The organism is Pseudomonas sp. LBUM1658 (genome assembly GCF_059716055.1).
Window position 1 is genome coordinate 45,449 of the sequence record NZ_CP166798.1, and the last position, 24,276, is coordinate 69,724.

Below are 24,276 nucleotides of genomic sequence, written 5' to 3' on the forward strand. Positions count from 1 at the left end.
CAATGAAGCTCGCGATGAAGCTGCGTACTCGGCTGTTTCTGAGTATTTCGGCGTTGATCACCGTCGCCTTGCTCGGGCTGCTGCTCGGGCTCGTCGGCGTGATGCAGATGGCCAGTAGCCAGGAGTCGCTGATCCGCAGCAATTTCATCACCCTCGATCTAGGACTGAAGCTGCGACAGACCCTGGGCGATCAGTTTATGTTCATGCTTAACGAGAAGCCTGACTCGGCAGCGTTGGAGGCGTCCAGGCAGCATTACTTCGAGTTGCTCGATCAAGGCATTCGGCACGAGCAAGGCATGAATGATCAGTACCACGGCTTTACCCAGGCCCGAGCAGACTATCTGAGCTTTCTCGACGAGTACGACCGCGCCAAGGTGCAGTTGCAAAACCTGAGCGAAAACCCGAGCCTGGCCGAAAAATTCAATGTGCTGCGCAATGGCTTGATCGCTGAACACAAGCGAGCACTGGACAACATCAATCAAACCCAAATCCAGGCAAGAGAACGTGCGCTGCTGATCAGCGGGCTACTCGGGTTGGTGGGCCTGGCGGTACTGATCATCGGCTTTATCACCGCCCATGGCATCGCCCAACGCTTCGGCGCGCCCATCGAGGCGCTGGCCAAGGCGGCGGACAATATCGGCCAGGGCAATTTCGAGGTAACGCTACCAATTTCCTCGGCGGCGGAAATGAATCTACTGACCCGTCGCTTCGGGATTATGGCCGAAGCCCTGCGCCAGCATCAGGCGACAAATATCGATGAGTTGCTCGCTGGTCAGCAACGTTTGCAGGCAGTGCTCGACAGTATCGACGACGGCCTGCTGATGATTGACCGACAAGGGCGCCTGGAGCATCTCAACCCGGTGGCACAACGACAATTGGGTTGGGACGAGGAGCGACTGGGTCAGGGTTTGGGCACTGCTCTTGAACGTCCAGAGCTTGATGACGAACTGCAACTGGTGCTGCGCGGCAGCAGTCTGGAGCGCGCACCGGAGGATTTGAGTATCGAAGTCGATGGCGAGTCGCGGCTGCTGACCTACAGCCTGACACCGGTCAGTCATACCCAAGGGCACATACTCGGTGCGGTCATGGTTTTGCACGACGTCACCGAACAGCGCACCTTCGAACGAGTCCGCAGTGAGTTCGTGTTACGTGCTTCTCATGAGCTGCGCACACCCGTCACCGGAATGCACATGGCCTTTGGTTTGCTCCAGGAGCGTGTGCATTTTGCCGACGACTCCCGCGAGGCCGACCTGCTCAAAACCGTCAATGAAGAAATGCAGCGCTTGATGCAGTTGATCAACGACCTGCTGAACTTCTCGCGTTATCAGAACGGCCTGCAAAAGCTCACGCTTGCGCCATGCCCTATCATGGATCTGCTTGATCAGGCCCAAGGTCGTTTCGCTGAGCAAGCCAGCGAGCAAGGCATCGATTTGCGGGTGGAGGTGCAATCGCCACTGCCCTGGTTGCAAGCTGACCAGTCTCAGCTCGAACGGGTGCTGGATAACCTGATTGGCAATGCGCTGCGTCATACTGGCCGGGACGGGCAGATCCGATTGCAGGCCCGTCGACACGGCGAGCGGGTGATTATCAGTGTCGAGGACAACGGCGAAGGCATAGCTTACGGCCAACAGGGGCGGATTTTCGAGCCATTCGTACAGGTCGGGCGCAAGAAGGGCGGTGCCGGTCTGGGTCTGGCATTGTGCAAGGAAATCGTACAACTGCACGGTGGGCGCATGGGCGTCTACTCACGACCGGGGCAAGGCACGCAGTTTTATATGGCACTGCCGTTATAGGCATTCGGTGCGCATTCAGGCTTCATCATCCAGGCGCCGCGGCGCTATTCGGCGACCCCGGGTGATCAACTCGATGAACTGCACGGCACTCAGGGCATGGGCAAACAGCCAGCCCTGCCCGAAGTTCACTCCCTCGCTGCTCAGTAGAGAGGCCTGGGATTCATATTCGATGCCTTCGGCAATCACCTTGAGTTCCAGGGCATGCGCCATTCGAATGATATGCGGTGCGACGCCACTGCTCGCGGCATCGTGTCCCAGGGCATCAATAAAGGCTTTGTCGATTTTCAGGCAGTCCACGGGCAGGGTTTGCAGGTAGGCAAGACTGCAATAGCCAGTACCAAAGTCATCGATCAGCACTTGATGGCCGACATCGCGCAATGCCTGCAGGTTGTCCCGGGCGATGTCCACGTCGATCAGCCCACGCTCGGTCACTTCAAAGGCAATCTGTCGCGCCGCCACCCGATGCAGGGCCAGCAAACGGGCCATGACCTGCCCGACACGAGGCACCATCACATCGCAGGCCGCCAGGTTGACTGAAATGTACAGCTGCGGATTGGACCGCAATAGCTGACCCAATTGTTCCAGCAGGCGCTGTAATACAAAGTCGGTGATCTGGCGTATCTGCCCGGTGTTTTCCGCCAGGGGGATAAACAGGTCCGGGCTGGTCAAGGTACCGTCCGGCCGGCGCCAGCGCAGCAGTGCTTCAGCTCCAACACATTGCCGGTTGCGCAGATCGAAAATGGGTTGATACAAGACCTGTAACTCACCACGGCGCAAGGCACCCTGCAACTCGCCGCCCAGTGATTGACGCTGGCGAGCCAGCTGCAGGACCAACCATCCGATCAAGATCGCCAACAACAGACTGATGGGTAACAACCAGCGCCAGGCTCCGGACATTCCGACCTGCAGGCTGGTGCGTGGAGCAATGAGTACCAGTTGGTATTCCGGGTTGTTGGTCGGCATCTGGTAAATCAGCCGATCATGCGTCACCTGCAGGGCATCACTATTGACCGCGGACCACGGCTGGGTCGGTGGCCAAGGTTGCGCGGAGCCCAGCACCGGGATTGCCCTTGTGCCTTGGTCGAGCACTACCAGCAAGCTGCTGCCGGGAGGCAGGTCAACCATATCGGTCAGATGACCGCGGGAAGTCGCCACACGAAAATTGCCGCGTCCGAGCATCAATGCCGCACGGTTTTCATTGGGTTCCGTCGAGGTGTTCAGCCAATAGCTGTAGGTCGGTCCGGTGATGTCCGGGGTCCGTGCGGCAGCGAGGCCGCCTTGGCGCGGACGGTTCGAGCAGGACTGTGTGTCATCGATGTAGGCCGCTTCATAAACAAAGCGGTAACTGAAGCTGACCTGCTGCAAGGTCGCGATCATTTCGCCGCTGCAGCCTCGCAGCGGTTGGCCTTCCAGTTCATCAAGGCCTTCTCGCAATTGGCCGAACAGTTGTTCCAGGCGCTCGAGAAAGCGCTCTCCCTGAGCATTCATTTGCTCACTTTCGCGTTGCTGAACCTGATGCAAGGCTACACTCAGACTAGCCATCAGTAGCAATGCGGCGCTTAGCACAGCAGCCAGCATCGCCAACAACCACGGGCGATAGAACCAACTTCGTAGGGCCTCTCGAGCGGCTGGCATTTATTGGAGATCCAAAAGATTACCAATGAGTTATAGCAACTGATGGAGAAATAGCGCGGACCGCCCGGCGGCGTCAATATTTTGTCTGGTTGAGCACCTGAAGAATCGCCGCACTTTGCGCGTCCGGTACACCGTCAAAACGTGCCGGGCGATAGTGCATCTGGAAGGCTGCCAGGACATTACGAGTGCCCTCATCGAGTTCTCCGGTCTGAGGCGTGGCGTAACCAAGGCGGGCCAGCTGGCTCTGGAACCAACTGATGCCCGGCAGCTGCGCCGCGAACAATAATTGCTGGCGAGCCACGGCCTGAGTGTCGGGCCAGATACCCAGTCCTTCGTCGGCTAGGCGCTTCCAGGGAAACAGCGGGCCAGGGTCGAGTTTGCGCATGGGTGCGATGTCGCTATGTCCGACGATATGGCGTCGGTCCATGTTGTAACGCTTGCTGATGTCCTTGAGCAGAACGATCAATGCCTCGATCTGACCTTCGGTATAGGGGTACCAGACACGGCCGGTGGGTGTATCGAGAAAGCCCGGATTGACGATTTCGATGCCGATGGAGCTGGAGTTCAGCCAGGTTCGACCTAGCCATTCACTTTCCCCGGCGTGCCAGGCCCGGAGGCTTTCATCCATTAGCCTGTAGATGGTCGGCGGGTTGACGCCAATCAGGTAATGACTGCTGACTTCGCCATGGGTCAGCAAGGCCAGCGAATCCTCCTGCGAAGCGGAGGTGTAATGCAGCACCACGAACTGAATGCGGCTATCGTGGTTGACCGAAACATGACTGGTATCGATCCTCGGACCTTTGGCGCAGCCGGCCACTACAAGAAGCGACAGCACGAGAGCAAAAATTTTCATGGAAGAGCAGTATCGCTGAAGACAATAATGCAACAGTGTAACGTACAGCCATTCGCAGAACCGGCGAAAAAACTGTGTTTTAAACAAAATGGAACAATTGACGATCAGTCCAGTACCACACTGTTGCGACCCATAGCTTTGGCTCGGTAAAGCGCCTGATCGGCTCTTTTTAGCACCAGATCGCTATATTCACCTGGTTTGAATGCCGTCATGCCCATGGAGACGGTTATCGTCACCCGCTCCCCTTTGAAGTGAAACGGGCACGCCTCAATGGCCGTCCTCAGGCTTTCCGCTAGTTTTGCTCCGACCGCTAATGGCGTGTCGGGAACCAACAATACAAACTCCTCGCCGCCAAACCGGGCGATAAAGTCCGAGCCGCGCAGACGCTTGCGCAGGACTCCGGCAATGAGTTTCAGCACTTTGTCGCCGGCCAGGTGCCCGTAGTTATCGTTGATGCGCTTGAAGTGGTCGAGGTCGAGTATGGCCAACAGCAGGGGGTGGCCGTGCTGCTGCCATTGAGCGACCTCGTGATCCAGTCGCTCACTCCAGGCGGCGCGGTTCGGCAGGCCGGTCAGCGGATCGATCAGCGCCTTTTGCCGGTGTTCTTCAAGGTGCTCACGATAGCCCTGAGCTTCCTGCTCCATACTTGCCACTCGCTCGGCCAGCCCTTGCAGGCGCTCGGCAACTTCCTGCTCACGCTGATCACGTTGCTTCTGGTGCTGATCCATAGTGCCGAGCAGACCTTCAAGATGGTTCTCCAGCACTTGCTTGAGACCATTCAGATCCGCCGCCTCTTGCACGCTGCTCTGCAGGCCATCGACCTGTTCGCGTATTTGGGTATTCATTTCACGTGCCGCTGAACGGCTGTCGGCATGGCCGTCGCTGGCTGCTTGCAGGTTGCTCTGGAATGACTCGAGTCGTTCATTGAGTTGCTTGAGGTAAACCTCGAACTCATGTTGGCCGCTGTCAGTGATTGCTAGCATTAAGACCGCAAGATCATCGAGGATCGGCAGCAGTTCGTACCAGTTCAAGCCATTTTGCAACCGAAGGCGCATAACCTCGGCTTGCGCTTTATGGCGCTCGGGCAGGCTGAGCTCATCGAGCAGGCCGACCAGCGTATCTTCGATGTGCCTGGCCACTGAGCTGTAGGACGGCTCCGGTGAGTCAGGCAGGGCGTAGAGGGTGTCGCCTTGAGGCGTCTGCGAATCAACAGCCGTCAGCGACTGCGGCATGACCGACGCGCAAGGCAGGTTATCGGGCAACGCTGGTGCATCGTGCTCCGGCTCGTTGGCGGCAGGCAGCAGCTCATCAGGACTGCTGACCGCCTGAACAACTTCAGTGCTGGCTGTCGGGGGCTGCGGTGCTGCCGTGGAGTCGGCCTGCGGCAGTTCTTGAACCGCTGTCGGCAGGGCAATCTTCGGCGCTGGCAAGTCCAGCACAGGCGGGACAAAAACCAACACCTCGGATTGTAGCGCGCTGTAGTCCGGCTCTGGAGCTGGAACCAGCGTTACAGAGGGATCTGCGGCCTGTGAGGCCACTGCCTGCGCACCTGCCACAGCGGCGGGAGCGACAACACTCGACCGAAAGAACTCGCGTACAGGTTCGGCCGGAACCAGAGCCCGGACAACGGGCTCTCGAAGCGCTTCCATGGGTTGCTGGCCATGCGCAGCTTTCAAGCCATTGCCGGCCTCGGTCAGGCCTTCAGCCGCTTCCCTGCCCCCAAACAATCGTTGCAGCAAACCTGGACGACTGGGCTCTGCCGGATTATCCAGCAGGCTCAGTGCCTGGCCTTGCAAGCCACTGAGTTCTCCGAGCAGCAAGGGGATTTCGCGGGCCTGGCCGACGCGGCTGTCCAGTTGCTTGGCAAAGCTCTTGAGCGGCCGACTCACTTCTCGAGGCAGCGGCAAGGCTTGTAGCTGAGCGACCAGGGCTGTCAGCGCGGAACCGATTTGATCAATGCGGGTTTCCCGGCGCTGCTCGGAATCGAGCACGGCTTTTTCCAGGCGCGGCAGCAACGCCGCCAGACCCGCATCCATATCGTCGGTGCGAACGACCTCGCGCATTTCTTTCATGCACAGGTCAACGGCCGGGTCGGAGCCCTCCGCTGCCAGTGTGCTGCGGACCAGGCCACGGCGAAGCAAATCGAGACGGGCATCCCAGCGACGTTCGAGCTTTTCCTGTTGTTCGACGCTCTTGAGGTACTTTTCTTTCCAGCGCTGTGCTTCGTCGCTCATTCAAGGGATCCGCGAGGGGGCAGGAATCAATGCGGGCAATGCATCAGCCGTGAGCGAACCCGGCAGACGAATCTCTACCGCGACCGGCAGGTGATCGGAAATGGGTTGGGCCAGCACTTCGACCCGTTCCAGGGTCAGGCTGGGGCTTAGCAGAATATGATCGAGGCAGCGTTGTGGACGCCAGCTGGGGAACGTCGCCTCAAGCTGTGGCGCCAACAGGCCGAGATCGCGCAAGGGGGAGCTTTGCAGCAAATCGCTGGCATGGGTGTTCATGTCGCCCATCAGCACCTGATGCCGGTAACCACCGATCATGTCGCGGATATAGGCCAACTGCAGGGTTCGGGCACGAGCGCCCAACGCCAGATGCATCATGACAACGACCAGCGCTTCCGGTCCCTCGCCAAAGCGCACCAGGATCGCCCCACGGCCTTTCGGGCCAGGTAATGGATGATCTTCGATAGCCCAAGGACGCAAACGGCTGAGCACACCATTGCTGTGCTGGCCCAGGCGACCGAGATTACGGTTGAGCTGTTGATACCAGTAAGGGAAGGCGCCCAGTTGGGCCAGGTGTTCGACCTGATTGACGTAACCCGACCGCAGGCTGCCGCCATCGGCTTCCTGCAAGGCGACCAGATCGAAGTCGCCCAGCAGGTTGCCGATCTTTTGCAGATTGTCGGCACGCCCGGTATGCGGCAGCAGATGTTGCCAGCCACGGGTCAGGTAATGCCGATAGCGCTCGGTACTGATGCCGACCTGAATATTGAAGCTGAGCAGACGCAGACGACTGTCGGCGGGGAGGCCAGTCGATTCCAGATGATGCTCGTTGACCCGCGGTTCATGCAGGCCAACGATGCGTTCAGTACCCCAGCGGCGCATGGCGAGTGCCGCGCTTAGTTGGCAACAGCCTTGGGTGCGGCGCGTTCCTTGGCGATCAATTGATCAGCCACGTTCAACGCACCCTCAGGGCCGCCGGCCGTGCCGAGGTCGAAGCGGTATTTGCCGTTGACGATCATGGTCGGTACCCCGGTGATCTGATAGGCCTGAGCCTTCTTCTTGGCATCTTCGACCTTGCCTTTGACGGCGAAGGAATTGTAGGTGCTCAGGAATTTATCCTTGTCGACGCCTTCGGTTGCCAGGAATTCGGCCATTTCTTCCGGAGTCGCGAGCTTCTTGCCACCGTGGATGGCTTCGAATACGGCCTTGTGAACCTTGTGCTCCACACCCATGGCTTCCAGGGTGATGAACAACTGGCCGTGAACGTTCCAGATTCCGCCGAACATCGCCGGAATGCGTACGAAGTTCACATCGGCAGGCAGTTTTTCAACCCAGGGATTGATGGTTGGCTCGAACGCATAGCAATGCGGGCAGCCGTACCAGAACAGCTCCACTACTTCGATCTTGCCAGGTACGGCAACCGGCACGGTGCTGCTCAGCTCGACATATTGTTTACCGGCTTCAAGCGGTTCGCCGGCAGCCTGGGCGGTCATGCCGAACAGGCTGGCGCTGACGAGCGCGGCGCTGAGAATCAGATTACGCATGCTTTACTCCTGGACAAATGGGGTCGCCTCGCGTGACCTGAAATCAGACAGGTCCGGATGGGCTTGAGTTCGCTAGTGTAACGGCAGCCGCCATAAAAAAGGGCAGCCTGAGCCACCCTTTTATGTTCGCATCGACGGATTAATAGATCGTTAACGTTGCGAAAGATGTACACCTTGCGCAACGCCGATCGAACAGACCTTAGTGCAGGCCTTGAATGTAGCTGGACACCGCTTCGATGTCTTTGTTGCTCAGCTTGGCCGCAATGCTTTGCATGATCTTCGTGTCGCCGTCGTTGGTACGAGCGCCTTCACGGAAGTCGGTCAATTGCTTGGCGATGTACTGAGCATGCTGGCCGCCCAGATGCGGGAAGCCTGCAGCCGCGAGACCCGCACCATTCGGCGAGTGGCAGCCGGTGCACGAAGGCATGCCTTGATCCAGCTTGCCACCACGGAACAACTCTTCACCGCGAGCCACAACCTTTGGATCGGCGGCGCCAACACTGCCCTTCTGGCTGGCGAAGTACGCGGAGATGTCAGCCAGATCCTGATCACTGAGGTTGGTCAACAGGCCGGTCATCTCCAGGACGGTGCGCTTGCCGGACTTGATGTCTTGCAGTTGTTTGTTCAGGTAACGCTCGCCCTGACCCGCCAGTTTTGGAAAGTTTGGCGCCATGCTGTTGCCATCCGGGCCATGACAGGCGCCACATACTGCGGCTTTCGCCTGACCAGCAGTAGCATCGCCTGCAGCATTGGCTATGCCGGAGATCCCCAGGGTTAACAGCAGACTCACGATCAATTTGTTCATCAGCTAATCCAACTACGGCTAAGGGTTAAAGAGTTATGGGCCGGGATCACTCGCTCATCCACTGGATGATTGCTCGGTAATCCTCGGCACTGCAGTCCATGCACAAACCACGCGGCGGCATCGCCTTGAAACCCTGGGTCACGTGTTGCACCAGCGTCTCCATACCTTGCGCCAACCTCGGCGCCCAAGCTTCCTGATCGCCCTTTTGAGGCGCTGTGGGGAGTTGGCCGGAATGACAGGCTCCACAAACACGGTTGTACACAGCTTCCGGATCCTGTGTAGCCTGAGCGCTGTAAAGCGGCATCAAGACACCGGCAGCTAGCAGCCATTTCGTCATAAAACGACCTTTTCAGGGTTGAGAGCGTGCTGCGTTCTAATGCGCAATCAAGGTCAATCGCTCTCGTGAACTTCATCCTACGTTGGGACAAAGCGCACACAAAATCTGCGGCATTATATACTGGCGCTACTGAAACGGAAACGACACTGCTCGCCGCGTCCATTCTCGGCACCGCCCACATCGGATATCTCATGCAACTCAAGAACCCCATTCTCGGTCTGTGCCAACAGTCCACCTTCATGCTCAGCGCCGCCAAAGTCGACCAATGTCCGGACGACGAAGGCTTTGAAGTAGCCTTCGCCGGGCGTTCCAACGCCGGCAAGTCCAGCGCCTTGAACACCCTGACTCACGCCAGCCTGGCCCGAACCTCGAAGACTCCGGGTCGCACGCAACTGCTGAACTTCTTCAAGCTAGACGATGATCGCCGCCTGGTCGACCTGCCGGGTTATGGCTATGCCAAGGTGCCGATCCCGCTGAAATTGCACTGGCAGCGCCACCTGGAAGCCTATTTGGGCGGTCGCGAGAGTTTGAAAGGTTTGATTTTGATGATGGACATCCGTCATCCAATGACTGATTTCGACCTGCTGATGCTCGATTGGGCGGTTGCCAGCGGCATGCCGATGCACATTTTGCTGACCAAGGCCGACAAACTGACCTACGGCGCAGCGAAAAACACCCTGCTCAAGGTGCAGGCGGATATTCGTAAGGGCTGGGGCGATACCATTACCATTCAGCTGTTTTCGGCACCCAAACGCATGGGGCTGGAAGACGCCTACACTGTATTGGCGGGCTGGATGGAGTTGGCGGATAAAGGCGCGGAAGTGGCCGAGTAAGGAATTGCAGGCAAAAAAAACCCCGGACTTCGTATGGGGAGGAGAAGTTCGGGGTTCAAGCTCCGGACCGCTAGGGCGGGGTCCAGATATCTGCCAACACTTAACACAACATAGGAGCATTGAAGGGCTTCACCAGCCATTCAATAACTCTGAGTGGTAGTTCACAGGTTTAGTTCCGCCAGTTAAAAAACTATTGGCAATAAGCCCTGGAATTTCCCGAACTAATTGCCCTTTGCTGGTCTTTTGCTGCGGCACTATGCCGCAGCAAAAAAGCCCTGAAAGACGCCTTAATGCGCCTCGTCCCAGTTGTTTCCAACACCAACTTCGACCAAAAGCGGCACATCGAGTGCTGCCGCGGCACTCATATGGCCACGGATTTCCTCGCGCACCTGGTCGACCAGATCCTCGCGAACCTCAAGTACCAGTTCATCGTGCACCTGCAGGATCACTTTGGCGTCCAGACCGGATGATGTCAGCCAATTGTCCACCGCGATCATCGCCTTTTTGATGATGTCCGCCGCCGTTCCCTGCATCGGCGCGTTGATCGCGGTACGTTCGGCGCCTTTGCGCAGGGCCTGGTTTTTCGCATTGATCTCGGGCAGGTACAGGCGCCGGCCAAAAATGGTTTCGACGAAACCTTGTTCGGCGGCTTGGGCGCGGGTGCGCTCCATGTACTCGAGCACGCCTGGGTAACGGGCAAAATAGCGGTCGATATAGGCTTGGGATTGCTTGCGATCGACGCCGATCTGCTTGGCCAGCCCGAACGCGCTCATGCCGTAGATCAGGCCGAAGTTAATGGCCTTGGCACTGCGGCGCTGATCTGAGGTGACCTCGGTAAGCTCTACGCCGAACACCTCGGCGGCCGTTGCCTTGTGCACGTCCAGGTTGTGGCGGAAGGCATGTAACAAACCTTCGTCCTTGGCCAGGTGGGCCATGATCCGCAGTTCGATCTGCGAATAGTCGGCCGCCAGCAGCTTGTAGCCTTTGGGGGCGACGAACGCCTGGCGAATCCGCCGACCTTCGGCGGTACGGATCGGAATGTTCTGCAGGTTCGGATCACTGGAAGACAACCGCCCGGTCGCCGCCACTGCTTGATGGTAGGAGGTGTGGATGCGCCCGGTGCGCGGGTTGATCTGCTCCGGCAAGCGGTCGGTGTAGGTGCTTTTCAGCTTGCTCAGGGAGCGGTATTGCATCAGCACTTTGGGCAGCGGGAAATCCTGCTCGGCCAGTTCCGCCAACACGGCTTCGGCAGTGGAGGCCTGGCCCTTGGCGGTTTTGCTGAGAATCGGCAGGCCGAGTTTTTCGTACAGGATCACGCCCAATTGCTTCGGCGAACCCAAGTTGAATTCTTCTCCAGCGATGGCAAATGCCTCACGCTCAAGAGCGATCATTTTCTCGCCCAACTCAACGCTTTGTATGCCCAACAAGTTGGCATCGACCAGCGCGCCTTGGCGTTCAATCCGCGCCAGTACTGGCACCAGCGGCATTTCGATTTCGCTCAGGACCTTACTCAGGCTTGGGATGGCGTTGAGTTTTTCTTGCAGAGTCTGATGCAGACGCAGGGTGACGTCGGCGTCTTCGGCGGCGTAAGGCCCGGCCAGTTCCAGAGAAATCTGGTCAAAGGTCAGCTGCTTGGCGCCCTTGCCGGCGATGTCCTGGAAACTGGTGGTGGTGTAATTCAGGTACTTGAGCGCCAGGCTGTCCATGTCGTGACGGGTTGCCGTCGAGTCCAGGACATAGGATTCGAGCATGGTGTCGAAGGCGATGCCTTGCACCGAAATGCCGCAGGCCTGATCGCCTCCGATGGCACAGTTGGCCAGGATGTTCATGTCGAACTTGGCATGCTGGCCGACCTTGAGCTTGCTCGGGTCTTCCAGAATCGGTTTCAGTGCGCGCAGCACGGTGTCGCGATCCAGCTGATCCGGCACGCCCATGTAGGAATGGGTCAGCGGGATGTAGGCCGCTTCGTTGGCTTGTACAGCGAAAGACAGGCCGACCAATTGTGCCTGCTGGGCATCGATACCGGTGGTTTCGGTGTCGAAGGCAATCAGCTTCGCGTCGTTGAGTTTCTTCAGCCACAGGTCGAAGTCCGCCTGGGTGAGGATGGTGCTGTACTTGAGTTCGGTATCGACGGCGGCTTCTTCGGCGACCGGAGCGGCGACCTCCTGGCCGGAACGCTTGGCATCGCGCTGGTTCTCCTCGAACCAGCTCTTGAATTCCAGCAGGGTATAGAGCTCGGCAAGCTTGTCGTGATCCGGCGGGCCCATTTGCAGGTCATCGAGACCGATATCCAGTGGCACGTCGATCTTGATGGTCGCCAATTGATAGGAGAGGAATGCCATCTCCTTGTGCTCTTCGAGCTTGGCCGGCAGGGTCTTGGCGCCGCGGATCGGCAGGGTCGGGACGATATCGAGCTGTGCATAGAGCTCGGTCAGGCCACCGTTTACCCCTACCAGCAAGCCGGAAGCAGTCTTGGGTCCTATACCCGGAACGCCCGGAATGTTGTCGGACGAATCGCCCATGAGGGCCAGATAATCGATGATCTGCTCGGGAGCGACGCCGAATTTCTCTTTCACGCCAGCCACATCCAGCGCGCTACCGGTCATGGTGTTGACCAAGGTAATGTGCCCGTCGACCAGTTGCGCCATGTCCTTGTCGCCCGTGGAGATCACCACCGGTCGGTCGGCGGCCGCGCTGCTGCGGGCCAGCGTGCCAATCACATCGTCGGCCTCGACGCCTTCGACGCACAGCAACGGGAAGCCCAGGGCACTCACGCTCGCATGCAGAGGCTCGATCTGTACCCGCATATCATCGGGCATGCTCGGACGATTGGCCTTGTATTCGGCGTACATGTCATCGCGAAATGTCCCGCCCTTGGCGTCGAAGACCACTGCGAACGGGCTGTCCGGGTACTGCTTGCGCAGACTCTTGAGCATGTTCAATACACCCTTGACCGCGCCGGTCGGCAGGCCTTTGGAGGTGGTCAGCGGTGGCAGCGCATGAAAGGCGCGGTACAGGTAAGAAGAACCGTCCACCAGGACGAGGGGGGCTTGGCTCATGCAGGATCAACCTTTTCGGCGGGTCCGGCGCTAGAATAGCGGGACCGTTGAAGACAAAGGGACAAGGTTATCATGCGCACACTAAATCGCTTGCTGCTGGCCAGCTTGTTTGCAATCACGCCCTTGGCGGTGATGGCTGCGGATGATGCGCCATCAGCGGACCCGGATGTAACCATCCGTACTGAAGGCGACAAGACCATTCAGGAGTACCGCCAAAACGGTTTCCTGTACGCCATCAAGGTCACCCCGAGTGTCGGTAAACCGTACTTCCTGGTGCGCGCCGATGGCTCCGATGGCAACTTCATCCGCTCGGACCAGCCGGATATGCTGATTCCGTCGTGGAAAATTTTCGAGTGGTAACTCGTTCTTAACTTTAATCGGCGCTGGCTGGATCGCGGCGCCCGTACTGGCAGTTTTAACCATGTCTGTGTTCACCCCCCTGGCTCGGCCTGAGCTGGAAACCTTTCTCGCCCCTTACGGGCTCGGCCGCCTGCTTGACTTCCAGGGGATTGCCGCTGGTAGTGAAAACACTAACTTCTTCATCAGCCTTGAGCAGGGTGAGTTTGTCCTGACCCTGGTGGAGCGCGGCCCGGTCCAGGAAATGCCGTTCTTCATCGAATTGCTCGACGTGCTGCATGAAGCCGATCTGCCGGTGCCTTATGCGCTGCGCACGACTGACGGAGAAGCCCTGCGCGAACTCGCCGGCAAACCGGCGCTGCTGCAACCGCGACTGGCTGGCAAGCACGTCAAAGAGGCGAACGCCCAACACTGCGTGCAGGTGGGTGAACTGCTCGGTCATCTGCACCTGGCTACCCTGGGTAAAGTCCTTGAGCGCAAGACCGATCGCGGTCTGGACTGGATGCAGGACGAAGGTGCGCAGTTGATGCCGAAGCTGAGTTCGGAGCAACGCGGCTTGCTGCAGGATGCTCTTGATGAGTTCGATCGTTGCAAGGAAAAAATCCTCGCACTGCCACGGGCCAATATCCACGCCGATCTGTTCCGTGATAACGCAATGTTCGAAGGCACACACCTGACCGGCCTGATCGACTTCTACAACGCCTGTTCCGGACCGATGCTCTACGACGTGGCAATCGCCCTGAATGACTGGTGTTCGGATGAAACCGGGCTGATCGACGGACCGCGTGCGCGGGCCTTGCTGGGTGCTTATGCAACATTGCGGCCCTTTACCGCGGCCGAAGCCGAGCTCTGGCCGACGATGTTGCGGGTGGCCTGTGTGCGTTTCTGGTTGTCACGCCTGATCGCCGCCGAATCCTTTGCCGGGCAAGACGTGCTGATTCATGACCCGATGGAGTTTCAGCAGCGCCTGGTGCAACGCCAGACCATCCGTACGCCATTGCCATTCGCGCTGTAATCGCATTGTGGGCAAGCCCCGCGCTGGCATTTGACCTGGCTGGTGCGAAGCTTGCCGACGAACGGATTTGATCAGCGCGGCAAAAACGCCCGATGCAATTCGCTCAGCGATTCGAAGTGATACGCCGGTTGTTCGGCGTTCAGCTCTTCCCGGCTGCCAAAGCCATAACCCACCGCTGCCGCATCCAGTCCGTTGAGTCGGGCGCCAATCAAGTCGTGTTTGCGGTCGCCGATCATCAAGGTGTCCCTTGGATCGAGGCCTTCTTCGGCCACCAGATGGCGAATCAGCTCGACTTTGTCGGTGCGAGTACCGTCCAGTTCGCTGCCGTAGATCACTTTGAAGTGCTTGGCGAAGTCGAAGTGGCGGGCGATTTCCCGCGCAAACACCCAGGGTTTCGAGGTGGCGATATATAACTGTCGCCCTTGCCCGCTGAGAGTTTCCAGCAGCGGCGTGACACCGTCGAACACGCGGTTTTCATACAGCCCGGTGACCTTGAAGCGCTCACGATAGAAATTCACCGCTTCCCAGGCTCTGGCTTCGTCGAAGTCGTAGAACTGCATGAAGGCTTGCAGCAGCGGCGGGCCGATAAAGTGTTCAAGCCTGGTCAGGTCCGGCTCATCAATCCCCAGTTTGCTCAGCGCGAACTGGATTGAACGGGTGATGCCTTCGCGAGGGTCGGTCAGGGTGCCATCGAGGTCGAACAAAACACTTTGGTAATGCATGGTGATTCCTGAGTAATGGCGCAGAGATCAGGCCTGGTCGTAGCCTTCGGCCAGATGCAGCTCCTTGAGCTTCACGTAATTGGCTGCGCTGTAGGTGAAAAAGGCCCGCTCCTTGTCAGTCAGCGCCCGGATTTGCTTGACCGGGCTGCCCACATAGAGAAAACCGCTTGCCAGGCGTTTACCCGGTGGCACCAGGCTGCCGGCGCCGATGATTACCTCGTCCTCCACCACCGCGCCATCCATGACAATGCTGCCCATGCCAATCAGGATTCGGCTGCCGACCGTGCAACCGTGGAGCATCACTTTGTGGGCAATGGTCACGTCATCACCGATCAACAACGGGAAGCCGTTCGGGTTGAAGGGCCCGGCGTGGGTGATATGCAACACGCAGCCGTCCTGCACGCTGGTGCGCTCGCCGATGCGGATGCGCTGCATGTCGCCGCGAATTACCGTCAGCGGCCAGACCGAGCTGTCAGCGCCGATTGCAACGTCGCCGATGACCACCGCCGAGCTGTCGACAAAAGCCCGCTCGCCCAGTCTCGGGGTGTGGTTCTGGTAGGTACGAATGGCCAAGCTGGATTCCCTCTGTGACATTTATTAATGGGGCTGATAGCTGCAGTAAGTGTCGATTGTAATTAAGATGGCCCAATGTTTCTTCCAGCCAAGGTGCCAAACCGTGAGCGTGAACAACCCTCTTCTGCAGTCCTACGACTTGCCGCCGTTCTCGGCGATCCGTGCCGAGCACGTGCAACCAGCCATCGAACAGATCCTCGCGGACAACCGCGCCGTCGTCGCAGAAATCCTCCAGAGCCAGGGCACCCAGCCTGCCTGGGAGGGCCTCGTGCTGGCCATGGATGAACTGAACGATCGCCTGGGCGCTGCCTGGAGCCCGGTCAGCCACCTGAACGCGGTGTGCAACAGTCCTGAACTGCGTGAGGCTTATGAAGCTTGCCTGCCGGCGTTGAGCGCCTACGCCACTGAGCTGGGCCAGAACCGCGAGCTGTTCCAGGCCTTCGAAGCCTTGGCCAATAGTCCGGAATCCGCCGATTTCGAAGTGGCGCAAAAAACCATTCTGGAACACGCCCTACGCGATTTCCGCCTGTCGGGTATCGATCTGCCCGAGGCGCAACAAAAGCGTTACGCCGAAGTGCAGAGCAAACTCTCCGAACTGGGCAGCCGCTTCTCCAACCAATTGCTCGATGCCACCCAGGCCTGGACCAAACACGTTACCGACGACGCGGCCCTGGCCGGTCTGACTGACTCGGCCAAGGCGCAAATGGCGGCCGCGGCCCAGGCCAAAGGCCTGGATGGGTGGCTGATCAGCCTGGAATTCCCGAGCTATTTTGCGGTGATGACCTACGCCCAGGACCGTGCACTGCGCGAAGAAGTCTACGCCGCCTATTGCACCCGTGCGTCGGACCAAGGCCCGAACGCCGGTCAGAACGACAACGGTCCGGTAATGGAAGAGATTCTCGACCTGCGTCAGGAGCTGGCTCAACTATTGGGTTTCGCCAGTTTCTCGGAGCTGAGCCTGGCCACCAAAATGGCCGAATCCAGCGATCAGGTGCTGAGCTTCCTGCGCGACCTGGCCAATCGCAGTAAACCCTTTGCCGCCCAGGACCTGGAACAACTCAAAGCCTACGCCGCCGAGCAAGGCTGCCCGGACCTGCAAAGCTGGGACAGCGGTTTCTACGGTGAGAAACTCCGGGAACAGCGCTACAGCGTGGCCCAGGAAACACTGCGCGCCTACTTCCCGATCGACAAGGTGCTGAGCGGCCTGTTCGCCATCGTTCAGCGTCTGTACGGCATCGAGATCGCCGAGCTGAAAGGCTTCGACACCTGGCACCCGGATGTTCGCCTGTTCGAAATCAAGGAAAACGGCCAGCACGTCGGGCGTTTCTTCTTCGATCTGTATGCCCGTGCCAACAAGCGCGGCGGCGCCTGGATGGACGGCGCTCGCGATCGTCGGCGCACCGCCGAAGGCGTGCTGCAAAGTCCGGTGGCCAACCTGGTGTGTAACTTCACCCCGGCCGACAGCGGCAAACCGGCCCTGTTGACCCACGATGAAGTCACCACCCTGTTCCACGAGTTCGGCCACGGACTGCATCACCTGCTGACCCGCGTCGAGTATTCAGGAGTGTCCGGAATCAACGGCGTGGCCTGGGACGCGGTGGAGTTGCCGAGCCAGTTCATGGAGAACTGGTGCTGGGAGCCGGAAGGCCTGGCGCTGATTTCCGGTCACTACGAAACCGCTGAGCCGCTGCCCCAGGACCTGCTGGAAAAGATGCTTGCGGCGAAGAACTTCCAGTCCGGCCTGATGATGGTTCGCCAACTGGAGTTTTCGTTGTTCGACTTCGAGCTGCATGCCACTCACGGTGATGGCCGTAGCGTAGCGCAGGTGCTCGAAGGTATACGTAACGAGGTCTCGGTCATGCGTCCGCCGGTCTACAACCGTTTTCCCAACAGCTTTGCGCATATCTTCGCCGGCGGTTATGCGGCGGGTTACTACAGCTACAAATGGGCCGAAGTGCTGTCGGCTGACGCTTTTTCGAGGTTCGAGGAAGAAGGCGTGCTCAACGCCGAGACCGGCCGTGCGTTCCGGGAGGCTATCCTGGCCCGTGGCGGTTCTCAGGAACCCATGGTGCTGTTCGTCGATTTCCGCGGACGTGAACCGTCGATTGACGCACTCTTGCGCCATAGCGGCCTGAGTGAGGACGCAGCAGCATGAGTGATGGACCTGTGAGCAAAACCAAGAAACGCTTCATCGCCGGGGCCGTCTGCCCGGCATGCAGCGAGCCGGACAAGTTGATGATGTGGAGCGAAGACGACGTGCCGCACCGCGAATGCGTGGCCTGCGGTTACTCCGACACGCTCAACGAGCAAGGTCTGTCGGTGCCCAAGGAGTTGGGTACCCGGGTCAATGTCTCGGCGTTGAAAGCGCCGGATGCAAAAGTCCAGGCAGTGCAGTTTTTTCCGAATCCGAAGCTGAAGAAAAAGCCTGACGATCAGCACTGAGTCTCGACCACCCCTCGAAACCGCCGACTACCCAGCGTTGGCGGTTTTGAACCAGCTTTTCATCGAACAGATCGCGAACGGACTGGTACTGCATGCGCCACTGAGTAGCGCAGTGCGCAGTTTTTCGACGTCGGCCTGCATCATGTAGCGAATGCCATCCTTGAAGTGGGCGTTATCCCCAAATCCGCCTTGGGTCATTTCATTCAAGGCCTCCTCTTTAGTCCACCCCTGCTGCACTACGCGGTACATCGCGGCCATCAGACCGGTGCGATCCGATCCATGTTTGCAGTGCATCAATACCGGGCCTTTGCTTTCGGCGGCCTTTATTGCGCGTATTGCAGCCAGTACGTCGGCGTCATCGACATGGTTGGTTCGATAAGGCAATTGCACTTGGGTGATATCGGGCGCCGATAACCAGCTTGAGTCCGATTCCGGCAAGAAGTTGATCACAGTGCCGACCTTGAGCGTTTTCAGCAAAGGGACTGCGCCTTCATCGGGTAAAGCACTGCGCAAGAGCGTCGGGGACATCTGGTACAGGTTGTACTGGACTTCGACGGGCTGCGCCCATTCAGCGGGCCGAGTCGACGGAGCTTCGCTAGCTTGAGCCGGTGCCGTCGTGAAAATCACCACGAAAGAAAGACACAAAGCGGGTAAGACGCTGATTTTCGACATGCGTGAGGCGCCAGTATGAAGGGAATTGATGGAGCGTAGTATTGGCCGAGCCGGTCAAAGACCCGTGAGGTGGAGGTCAAAGAATTGTCAGGTCTGGGGGAACGCGAAGTGTCTGACTTACAGGTGCGATGATATGAAACCGACATCGGCCGATGCGCTCGGGTAAATATCGAAACATAATTGATGGCCGCCAGGTCTTCTTAATAGATCCTCTGTGCGAAGAAACTTCGCACAGAGTTAGCGTCTTTTTTATGCAAGCTATACGCGTTGATAAAAGCCTGTGTAGCACTTATCAAGGATTGACAATGCGGGAGTAAGCCACGGCCAACGCGAGAAGTTTGGCTTTATCCTCGTCGTTAATAATGCGGTTGCCGTCAACATCCGGTGCGTTGGCGCGGATGCTGAAGGAGCGGCCACCGTCGTGGGAGACGGCGGTTACGAAGGTAGAGTCGACAAGGGTCTCGGTCTGCACTTGGTTTTCAGCATCCCAACCCAACTCTTTTCGCGTCAGTTGCATTGAAACTTGTGCTTCATTCGGATTGACTATGGTGGGAGCCAGCAGTTGCATGAAGATACCGCGCTGATTGAAAAACGACATTACTTGATACCTGTATGTTTGTTTTAGTGATGTTGCGTATGAGTAGAACTAACCATAGATGTTATGGGGGGCTGTGCAGACTTTATATGTATCATCGTTTTTCTCTGAAAACTTTCGATATATAACCCTTCGGGCATTTGATTTGTAGCACTTCAGAAGTGCCGAACGGCACTGTTCAGAGCCCTGATGCTCGGATACTGTATGCACATACAGCTAAGGAGGCCCGTTCAATGTTCACACCCTTGCCCCCTCGCGGACGCGGCACCGCAACGAACCCGCCCAATCGCTTCGCACCGAACCGCTCGGTCGCCGAGGACGACGGCTGGTATCAGGAGGCGCCCGAAACCCAAGGCACCGAGGTGCGCATCGAGACGGCGAAAACCATCATCACTCGTAACACCTCGCCGGACCTGCCCTTCGATCGTTCGATCAACCCCTATCGTGGCTGCGAACACGGTTGCATCTACTGCTACGCGCGACCCAGTCATGCCTATTGGGACCTGTCGCCAGGGCTGGATTTCGAGACCAGGCTGATCGCCAAGACCAATGCTGCCGATGTGCTAGAGCAGCAGTTGTCGAAGCGTGGCTACAAATGCGCGCCAATCAACCTCGGGTCCAATACCGATCCTTATCAGCCGATTGAGCGCGAGCACAGAATCACTCGGCGAACCCTGGAAGTGCTGCTGCGCTATCGCCATCCAGTGACCATTATCACCAAAGGCTCGCTGATTCTTCGTGATCTGGATTTGCTGGTGGAGTTGGCGCAACAGCGCCTGGTGGCAGTGATGATCAGCCTGACTACCCTCGATGATGAGCTAAAACGCATACTCGAACCGCGGGCTGCAGCGCCCAAGGCCCGGTTGCGGGCAATCAGGGTCATGAGCGAAGCGGGAATTCCGGTGGGCGTGCTGTGTTCGCCGATGATTCCGATGATCAACGACAGCGAACTGGAAAGCCTGCTTGGCGAAGCCCAGGCCGCTGGCGCACAAAGCGCGGGTTACATGATGCTGCGCCTGCCGCTGGAGGTCGCGCCGCTGTTCGAGGAATGGCTGGCCGCTCACTATCCACAGCGCGCAGCCCATGTGCTGAGCCTGATTCGCCAAAGTCGTGGCGGTGAGCTGTACGACAGTCGCTTCGGCGCACGCATGCGGGGTGAAGGGCCGTTTGCCGATTTACTGGCGCTGCGCTTCGCCAAAGCCATCAAACGGTTTGGGTTGAATCGACGAGAAGGTTTCAATCTCGATTGTGACGCTTTTTGCCCGCCGGGCGGCCAGATGACGCTGCTTTGAGGGGAATTGGCCTATCGTTGAATAGTGCCAATGGAGCGGTCATCTATACTCCAGTCACGTTTTTATCGACGTGGAATCAGCGTGCTAGAGCGCTCGATTCAGTTTGAATTAAGTTTCGACGGTTACCTTGTTCATCGAGTGACCGGTTGGTTGCGGTCTGCGGGGGTGAATGTTTTTTATTCAACCACTGGCCTCGTGCCGGATAAAACCGGAAAATTCCCTTAATCCGTCAAAGAGGATGAATCATGAGTGACAAGGATAAACAGCCGTTGGCTGCGTCGGTTTCAGCCCTCCCGGAGGCCGAAAGCGCCGATGCAGCGCTGCAGCATATCGTTGACGGCTTTTTGCATTTCCATCACGAGATTTTCCCGCAGCAGGAAGAACTCTTCAAAAAACTCGCCACGGCCCAACAGCCAAGGGCAATGTTCATCGCGTGTGCCGATTCGCGCATCGTTCCTGAATTAATCACCCAAAGCGCCCCGGGCGATCTGTTCGTGACCCGCAACGTGGGTAACGTGGTGCCGCCTTACGGGCAAATGAACGGAGGCGTATCCACCGCCATTGAGTACGCCGTCCTGGCGCTGGGTGTGCAGCACATCATCATTTGCGGGCACTCCGATTGCGGCGCGATGCGCGCGGTGCTCAATCCACAAAGCCTGGAAAAAATGCCTACGGTCAAAGCCTGGCTGCGTCATGCGGAAGTGGCCAAGACAATGGTGCAGGACAACTGCGATTGTGTTGACGAAAATGAAAGCATGCATGTGCTGACCGAAGAAAACGTTATTGCCCAGTTGCAGCACTTGCGCACTCACCCATCGGTGGCCTCGCGCATGGCCAAGGGTCAGCTGTTTATCCATGGCTGGGTCTACAACATCGAAACCAGTGAAATCAAAGCCTACGACGCGGACAAGGGTTGCTTCCTGCCGCTGGATGGCAGTCATCCGATTCCCGTTGCGACGCCCAAGGCGCGCTTCTAGATCTTCCTAATTATCCCGGTGTGGTTTAGCCGTGGCTGCTGATTCAGCGGTCGGGCTTTGCCACGCCTGAAGAAAGTCTCGGGAGAGTCTTCATGCGTGCTGCACAATTAAAAGATGTTCTGCCACGGGAGCTGTTGGCTTCGGTGGTGGTGTTTCTCGTTGCCCTGCCCTTGTGCATGGGCATTGCCATCGCTTCAGGCCTGCCGCCGTCCAAAGGCTTGATCACCGGAATAATCGGCGGTCTGGTAGTCGGTTGGCTGGCAGGCTCGCCGCTCCAGGTCAGTGGCCCGGCTGCGGGTCTGGCGGTGTTGGTGTTTGAACTGGTGCGTCAGCATGGAGTGGCCATGCTCGGGCCGATTCTGTTGCTGGCCGGTTTTCTGCAATTGGTCGCCGGGCGTTTACGTCTGGGGTGCTGGTTCAGAGTCACGGCACCGGCAGTGGTCTACGGGATGCTCGCCGGAATCGGCGTGTTGATCGTGCTTTCGCAGATACATGTGATGCTCGACGGCGCGCCCAAACCGTCCGGGCTGGATAACCTGGCAGGCTTCCCCGCCGCTCTGGCTCAGGCATTGCCAACACTGGGTGGCGGGCTCGGCTGGCAGGCCGGGTTGCTCGGGTTATCGACGATTCTGGTGATGTGGCTGTGGGACAAGTTACGTCCACAGTCGTTGCGGTTTGTTCCTGGTGCCCTGCTAGGCGTCGGTCTTACGACTGTTGCGAGCCTTGTCCTCGCATTGCAGGTCAAACGAGTCGAAGTACCGGCCAATTTGGCAGACGCGATTGATTGGCTGCGACCGTCCGACCTGCTCAATCTGGCCGATCCCAATCTGCTGATTGCCGCGTTCGCCGTGGCCTTTATCGCCAGTGCCGAAACGCTGTTGTCGGCCGCGGCGGTGGACCGCATGCATAACGGACAGCGTTCGGATTTCGATCGGGAACTGTCGGCACAGGGCGTTGGCAACATGCTCTGCGGTCTGCTCGGTGCGCTGCCAATGACCGGGGTGATCGTACGCAGCTCGGCGAATGTGCAGGCTGGCGCGACCACACGGCTCTCGGCAATATTCCATGGCGTATGGCTACTGGCATTTGTATTGCTGCTGTCCAGTGTGCTGCAAAGCATTCCGGTGGCGAGTCTGGCCGGGGTGTTGGTCTACACCGGGATAAAGCTGGTCGACCTCAAGGCCTTCCGCGGGCTCGGTCGCTATGGCCGGATGCCGATGCTGACCTACGCGGCCACAGCCCTGGCAATCATCTTCACTGACCTGTTGACCGGTGTGCTGATCGGCTTCGGCCTGACCTTGGCGAAACTCGCCTGGAAGGCATCGCGGTTGAAAATCAGTCTGATCGATCTGCCCCCTGAGGGCGAGATGGAATTGCGGTTGACCGGTGCGGCGACCTTTCTCAAGGTGCCTGCATTGACGCAGGTACTGGCAACCATTCCAGCGGGTGCTACGGTGCATGTGCCATTGAGTAACCTGAGTTACATCGACCATTCCTGCCTTGAGCTGCTGGAGGAGTGGGGCCGGGCCAACGCGGCCAAAGGCTCGAAGCTGGTGATCGAGGCGCGTGGCTTGAAGCGCCGACTGGAAGGGCGATTGCGTACGACAGCCGGGATGGGGTCGGCCGGGGCCTGACATCATCCCGAGTTTTTGGGTGACGGCAAGATCGCCAGGATCGCAGCCTGCGGCAGCTCCGCCGATCGCGCATGCCCTCGGATTATCAGGGGTACGCTAAATCTGTAGGAGCTGCCGTAGGGTGCGATCTTTTCAAGGCCAGATGCCCGCAAAGGGTATTGGTCAGGCCGGCTTATCGAGCTCCAACTCCACGCCCAGTTGGCGCGACAGGCATGGCCAGCGTTTCCAGGCGGCTCCGGTGTCCGGGCTGGCGAGTTTTTCGCGGTAGGTCTCGACTGACTCGAGCGCGAAGCTCTCTTCGTTAAGCATTTCGTCTACCGCGTGATGCACCGCCTCATCCAGTTGGTTGGCGAATTCTTCGCCGATCAGCTGATGGGTGATCAGGTTGGCGACGGTCATGTCCAGCGGGATCAATGGCTGACCGAAATGCTTGATGTAGAGATCGTTGACCTCCTCGACCAGACGAAGAGCCAGGTAGGCTTCGTCCAGCAGGCCATCAAGGCCTGTATGGCCTTCCATGATTGCCGGCGGCTGGATGAAGAACTGCTCGGCGATTTTCAGAACAGGCTTTATCTGATCTTCGATGCCTGCTTCTCGCGCCACATCGTTGGCCGCGTCGAGCAGATCCGGGACTTGTTCTATATAAGCTGTAACAAAACGAGTCAAAACGCCCTTGGCGTCGGCATCGGGTAACTGGATGGCCGGGTGAAGGTGCGGCAATTGGGTTTCCAGCTGACGCGTCAAATGGCCCGTTTCGGCTTCATGTTGAAGGGCGTGTTGAATCTGCTCGCGCAATGCGGCGGTGTTCATGGAAGCTCCAGGAAACGAGGCAATGAAATAGGGAAGACATAAGTTAGCTTGCGTGCAAAAACTGCTTAGACGCATTTGTCATAATTATTTCATGGTTATA

22 protein-coding genes are annotated in these 24,276 nt (G+C 58.3%); 9 read left to right on the forward strand and 13 right to left on the reverse strand.

The genetic code is table 11. The annotated features are described in order from the left end of the window. Positions 1-2 precede the first annotated feature (2 nt). Positions 3-1,793, forward strand: a complete 1,791-nt coding sequence (locus ACA064_RS00235; protein WP_497671588.1) for an ATP-binding protein — start codon at positions 3-5, stop codon at positions 1,791-1,793. A gap of 15 nt (positions 1,794-1,808) precedes the next feature. Here ACA064_RS00235 and ACA064_RS00240 read toward each other — a convergent pair whose 3' ends face one another. The 7 genes from ACA064_RS00240 to ACA064_RS00270 all read right to left on the reverse strand — a co-directional run bounded on the left by ACA064_RS00240 (position 1,809) and on the right by ACA064_RS00270 (position 9,195). Next, entirely contained in the window at positions 1,809-3,428 is a 1,620-nt protein-coding gene (locus ACA064_RS00240; RefSeq protein WP_497671589.1) for an EAL domain-containing protein, read from the reverse strand. 73 nt (positions 3,429-3,501) lie between these two features. Continuing rightward, the gene (locus ACA064_RS00245; protein WP_497671590.1) at positions 3,502-4,281 is read right to left on the reverse strand and encodes an N-acetylmuramoyl-L-alanine amidase; all 780 of its coding nucleotides are present in this window, start codon (positions 4,279-4,281) and stop codon (positions 3,502-3,504) included. 104 nt (positions 4,282-4,385) lie between these two features. Then, on the reverse strand, positions 4,386-6,515 hold the full coding sequence (locus ACA064_RS00250; RefSeq protein WP_497671591.1) for a diguanylate cyclase: 2,130 nt from the start codon (positions 6,513-6,515) through the stop codon (positions 4,386-4,388). Beyond that, positions 6,516-7,391 (reverse strand): endonuclease/exonuclease/phosphatase family protein, encoded by an 876-nt coding sequence (locus ACA064_RS00255; RefSeq protein WP_497671592.1) that lies wholly within the window; start codon positions 7,389-7,391, stop codon positions 6,516-6,518. Positions 7,392-7,405: 14 nt separating this feature from the next. Continuing rightward, positions 7,406-8,053: a thiol:disulfide interchange protein DsbA/DsbL gene (locus ACA064_RS00260; RefSeq protein WP_497671593.1), complete on the reverse strand. Its 648-nt coding sequence runs from the start codon at positions 8,051-8,053 to the stop codon at positions 7,406-7,408. A 199-nt stretch (positions 8,054-8,252) separates the two neighbouring features. Beyond that, positions 8,253-8,858 carry a c-type cytochrome gene (locus tag ACA064_RS00265; protein ID WP_497671594.1) on the reverse strand — a complete coding sequence of 202 codons (606 nt, stop codon included), beginning with the start codon at positions 8,856-8,858 and terminating at the stop codon, positions 8,253-8,255. 46 nt (positions 8,859-8,904) lie between these two features. Further along, positions 8,905-9,195 carry a c-type cytochrome gene (locus tag ACA064_RS00270; protein WP_347903030.1) on the reverse strand — a complete coding sequence of 97 codons (291 nt, stop codon included), beginning with the start codon at positions 9,193-9,195 and terminating at the stop codon, positions 8,905-8,907. Positions 9,196-9,386: 191 nt separating this feature from the next. Between ACA064_RS00270 and yihA the strand changes: the two genes are divergently transcribed. After that, entirely contained in the window at positions 9,387-10,028 is a 642-nt protein-coding gene (gene yihA / locus ACA064_RS00275; RefSeq protein WP_497671595.1) for a ribosome biogenesis GTP-binding protein YihA/YsxC, read from the forward strand. 287 nt (positions 10,029-10,315) lie between these two features. On the opposite strand, the gene polA is transcribed toward yihA, so the two are convergent. Then, entirely contained in the window at positions 10,316-13,087 is a 2,772-nt protein-coding gene (gene polA / locus ACA064_RS00280; protein ID WP_497671596.1) for a DNA polymerase I, read from the reverse strand. A 72-nt stretch (positions 13,088-13,159) separates the two neighbouring features. Here polA and ACA064_RS00285 point away from each other — a divergent pair, with 72 nt between their 5' ends. Continuing rightward, entirely contained in the window at positions 13,160-13,447 is a 288-nt protein-coding gene (locus tag ACA064_RS00285; protein ID WP_497671597.1) for a DUF2782 domain-containing protein, read from the forward strand. A 61-nt stretch (positions 13,448-13,508) separates the two neighbouring features. Then, complete coding sequence (locus tag ACA064_RS00290) at positions 13,509-14,459, forward strand: homoserine kinase (protein WP_497671598.1); 951 nt, start codon at positions 13,509-13,511, stop codon at positions 14,457-14,459. 71 nt (positions 14,460-14,530) lie between these two features. Here ACA064_RS00290 and ACA064_RS00295 read toward each other — a convergent pair whose 3' ends face one another. Together ACA064_RS00295 and ACA064_RS00300 are read right to left on the reverse strand one after the other, a co-directional pair. After that, positions 14,531-15,181, reverse strand: coding sequence for an HAD family hydrolase (locus ACA064_RS00295; RefSeq protein WP_497671599.1), 651 nt, complete (start codon positions 15,179-15,181; stop codon positions 14,531-14,533). A gap of 27 nt (positions 15,182-15,208) precedes the next feature. Continuing rightward, a complete protein-coding gene (locus ACA064_RS00300; RefSeq protein WP_497671600.1) occupies positions 15,209-15,754 on the reverse strand; it encodes a gamma carbonic anhydrase family protein in 546 nt (181 codons plus the stop codon). Between the two features lie 67 nt (positions 15,755-15,821). Here ACA064_RS00300 and prlC point away from each other — a divergent pair, with 67 nt between their 5' ends. Next, positions 15,822-17,909: an oligopeptidase A gene (gene prlC / locus ACA064_RS00305; protein ID WP_497674362.1), complete on the forward strand. Its 2,088-nt coding sequence runs from the start codon at positions 15,822-15,824 to the stop codon at positions 17,907-17,909. After that, positions 17,906-18,196, forward strand: coding sequence for a YheV family putative zinc ribbon protein (locus ACA064_RS00310; RefSeq protein ID WP_150805063.1), 291 nt, complete (start codon positions 17,906-17,908; stop codon positions 18,194-18,196). The genes prlC and ACA064_RS00310 overlap by 4 nt, the downstream gene beginning before the upstream one ends. Before the next feature lie 27 nt (positions 18,197-18,223). Here ACA064_RS00310 and ACA064_RS00315 read toward each other — a convergent pair whose 3' ends face one another. Continuing rightward, complete coding sequence (locus ACA064_RS00315) at positions 18,224-18,868, reverse strand: dual specificity protein phosphatase family protein (protein ID WP_497671601.1); 645 nt, start codon at positions 18,866-18,868, stop codon at positions 18,224-18,226. Between the two features lie 292 nt (positions 18,869-19,160). Continuing rightward, positions 19,161-19,466 carry a hypothetical protein gene (locus ACA064_RS00320; RefSeq protein ID WP_497671602.1) on the reverse strand — a complete coding sequence of 102 codons (306 nt, stop codon included), beginning with the start codon at positions 19,464-19,466 and terminating at the stop codon, positions 19,161-19,163. A gap of 230 nt (positions 19,467-19,696) precedes the next feature. Here ACA064_RS00320 and ACA064_RS00325 point away from each other — a divergent pair, with 230 nt between their 5' ends. The 3 genes from ACA064_RS00325 to ACA064_RS00335 all read left to right on the forward strand — a co-directional run bounded on the left by ACA064_RS00325 (position 19,697) and on the right by ACA064_RS00335 (position 23,366). Next, on the forward strand, positions 19,697-20,755 hold the full coding sequence (locus ACA064_RS00325; RefSeq protein WP_497671603.1) for a PA0069 family radical SAM protein: 1,059 nt from the start codon (positions 19,697-19,699) through the stop codon (positions 20,753-20,755). A 245-nt stretch (positions 20,756-21,000) separates the two neighbouring features. After that, positions 21,001-21,732: a carbonic anhydrase gene (locus ACA064_RS00330; RefSeq protein ID WP_497671604.1), complete on the forward strand. Its 732-nt coding sequence runs from the start codon at positions 21,001-21,003 to the stop codon at positions 21,730-21,732. A gap of 92 nt (positions 21,733-21,824) precedes the next feature. Next, positions 21,825-23,366, forward strand: coding sequence for a SulP family inorganic anion transporter (locus ACA064_RS00335; protein ID WP_497671605.1), 1,542 nt, complete (start codon positions 21,825-21,827; stop codon positions 23,364-23,366). Positions 23,367-23,528: 162 nt separating this feature from the next. Here the strand turns inward: ACA064_RS00335 and ACA064_RS00340 are convergent, their stop codons facing one another. Then, positions 23,529-24,176, reverse strand: a complete 648-nt coding sequence (locus tag ACA064_RS00340; protein WP_497671606.1) for a hypothetical protein — start codon at positions 24,174-24,176, stop codon at positions 23,529-23,531. Positions 24,177-24,276: the final 100 nt, after the last annotated feature.

Coding starts and splice junctions, on each gene's coding strand:
- ACA064_RS00235 (WP_497671588.1), top strand. CDS start 3: ATGAAGCTCGCGATGAAGCTGCGTACTCGGCTGTTTCTGAGTATTTCG.
- ACA064_RS00240 (WP_497671589.1), bottom strand. CDS start 3,428: ATGCCAGCCGCTCGAGAGGCCCTACGAAGTTGGTTCTATCGCCCGTGG.
- ACA064_RS00245 (WP_497671590.1), bottom strand. CDS start 4,281: ATGAAAATTTTTGCTCTCGTGCTGTCGCTTCTTGTAGTGGCCGGCTGC.
- ACA064_RS00250 (WP_497671591.1), bottom strand. CDS start 6,515: ATGAGCGACGAAGCACAGCGCTGGAAAGAAAAGTACCTCAAGAGCGTC.
- ACA064_RS00255 (WP_497671592.1), bottom strand. CDS start 7,391: ATGCGCCGCTGGGGTACTGAACGCATCGTTGGCCTGCATGAACCGCGG.
- ACA064_RS00260 (WP_497671593.1), bottom strand. CDS start 8,053: ATGCGTAATCTGATTCTCAGCGCCGCGCTCGTCAGCGCCAGCCTGTTC.
- ACA064_RS00265 (WP_497671594.1), bottom strand. CDS start 8,858: ATGAACAAATTGATCGTGAGTCTGCTGTTAACCCTGGGGATCTCCGGC.
- ACA064_RS00270 (WP_347903030.1), bottom strand. CDS start 9,195: ATGACGAAATGGCTGCTAGCTGCCGGTGTCTTGATGCCGCTTTACAGC.
- yihA (WP_497671595.1), top strand. CDS start 9,387: ATGCAACTCAAGAACCCCATTCTCGGTCTGTGCCAACAGTCCACCTTC.
- polA (WP_497671596.1), bottom strand. CDS start 13,087: ATGAGCCAAGCCCCCCTCGTCCTGGTGGACGGTTCTTCTTACCTGTAC.
- ACA064_RS00285 (WP_497671597.1), top strand. CDS start 13,160: ATGCGCACACTAAATCGCTTGCTGCTGGCCAGCTTGTTTGCAATCACG.
- ACA064_RS00290 (WP_497671598.1), top strand. CDS start 13,509: ATGTCTGTGTTCACCCCCCTGGCTCGGCCTGAGCTGGAAACCTTTCTC.
- ACA064_RS00295 (WP_497671599.1), bottom strand. CDS start 15,181: ATGCATTACCAAAGTGTTTTGTTCGACCTCGATGGCACCCTGACCGAC.
- prlC (WP_497674362.1), top strand. CDS start 15,822: ATGGCCCAATGTTTCTTCCAGCCAAGGTGCCAAACCGTGAGCGTGAAC.
- ACA064_RS00310 (WP_150805063.1), top strand. CDS start 17,906: ATGAGTGATGGACCTGTGAGCAAAACCAAGAAACGCTTCATCGCCGGG.
- ACA064_RS00315 (WP_497671601.1), bottom strand. CDS start 18,868: ATGTCGAAAATCAGCGTCTTACCCGCTTTGTGTCTTTCTTTCGTGGTG.
- ACA064_RS00320 (WP_497671602.1), bottom strand. CDS start 19,466: ATGTCGTTTTTCAATCAGCGCGGTATCTTCATGCAACTGCTGGCTCCC.
- ACA064_RS00325 (WP_497671603.1), top strand. CDS start 19,697: ATGTTCACACCCTTGCCCCCTCGCGGACGCGGCACCGCAACGAACCCG.
- ACA064_RS00330 (WP_497671604.1), top strand. CDS start 21,001: ATGAGTGACAAGGATAAACAGCCGTTGGCTGCGTCGGTTTCAGCCCTC.
- ACA064_RS00335 (WP_497671605.1), top strand. CDS start 21,825: ATGCGTGCTGCACAATTAAAAGATGTTCTGCCACGGGAGCTGTTGGCT.
- ACA064_RS00340 (WP_497671606.1), bottom strand. CDS start 24,176: ATGAACACCGCCGCATTGCGCGAGCAGATTCAACACGCCCTTCAACAT.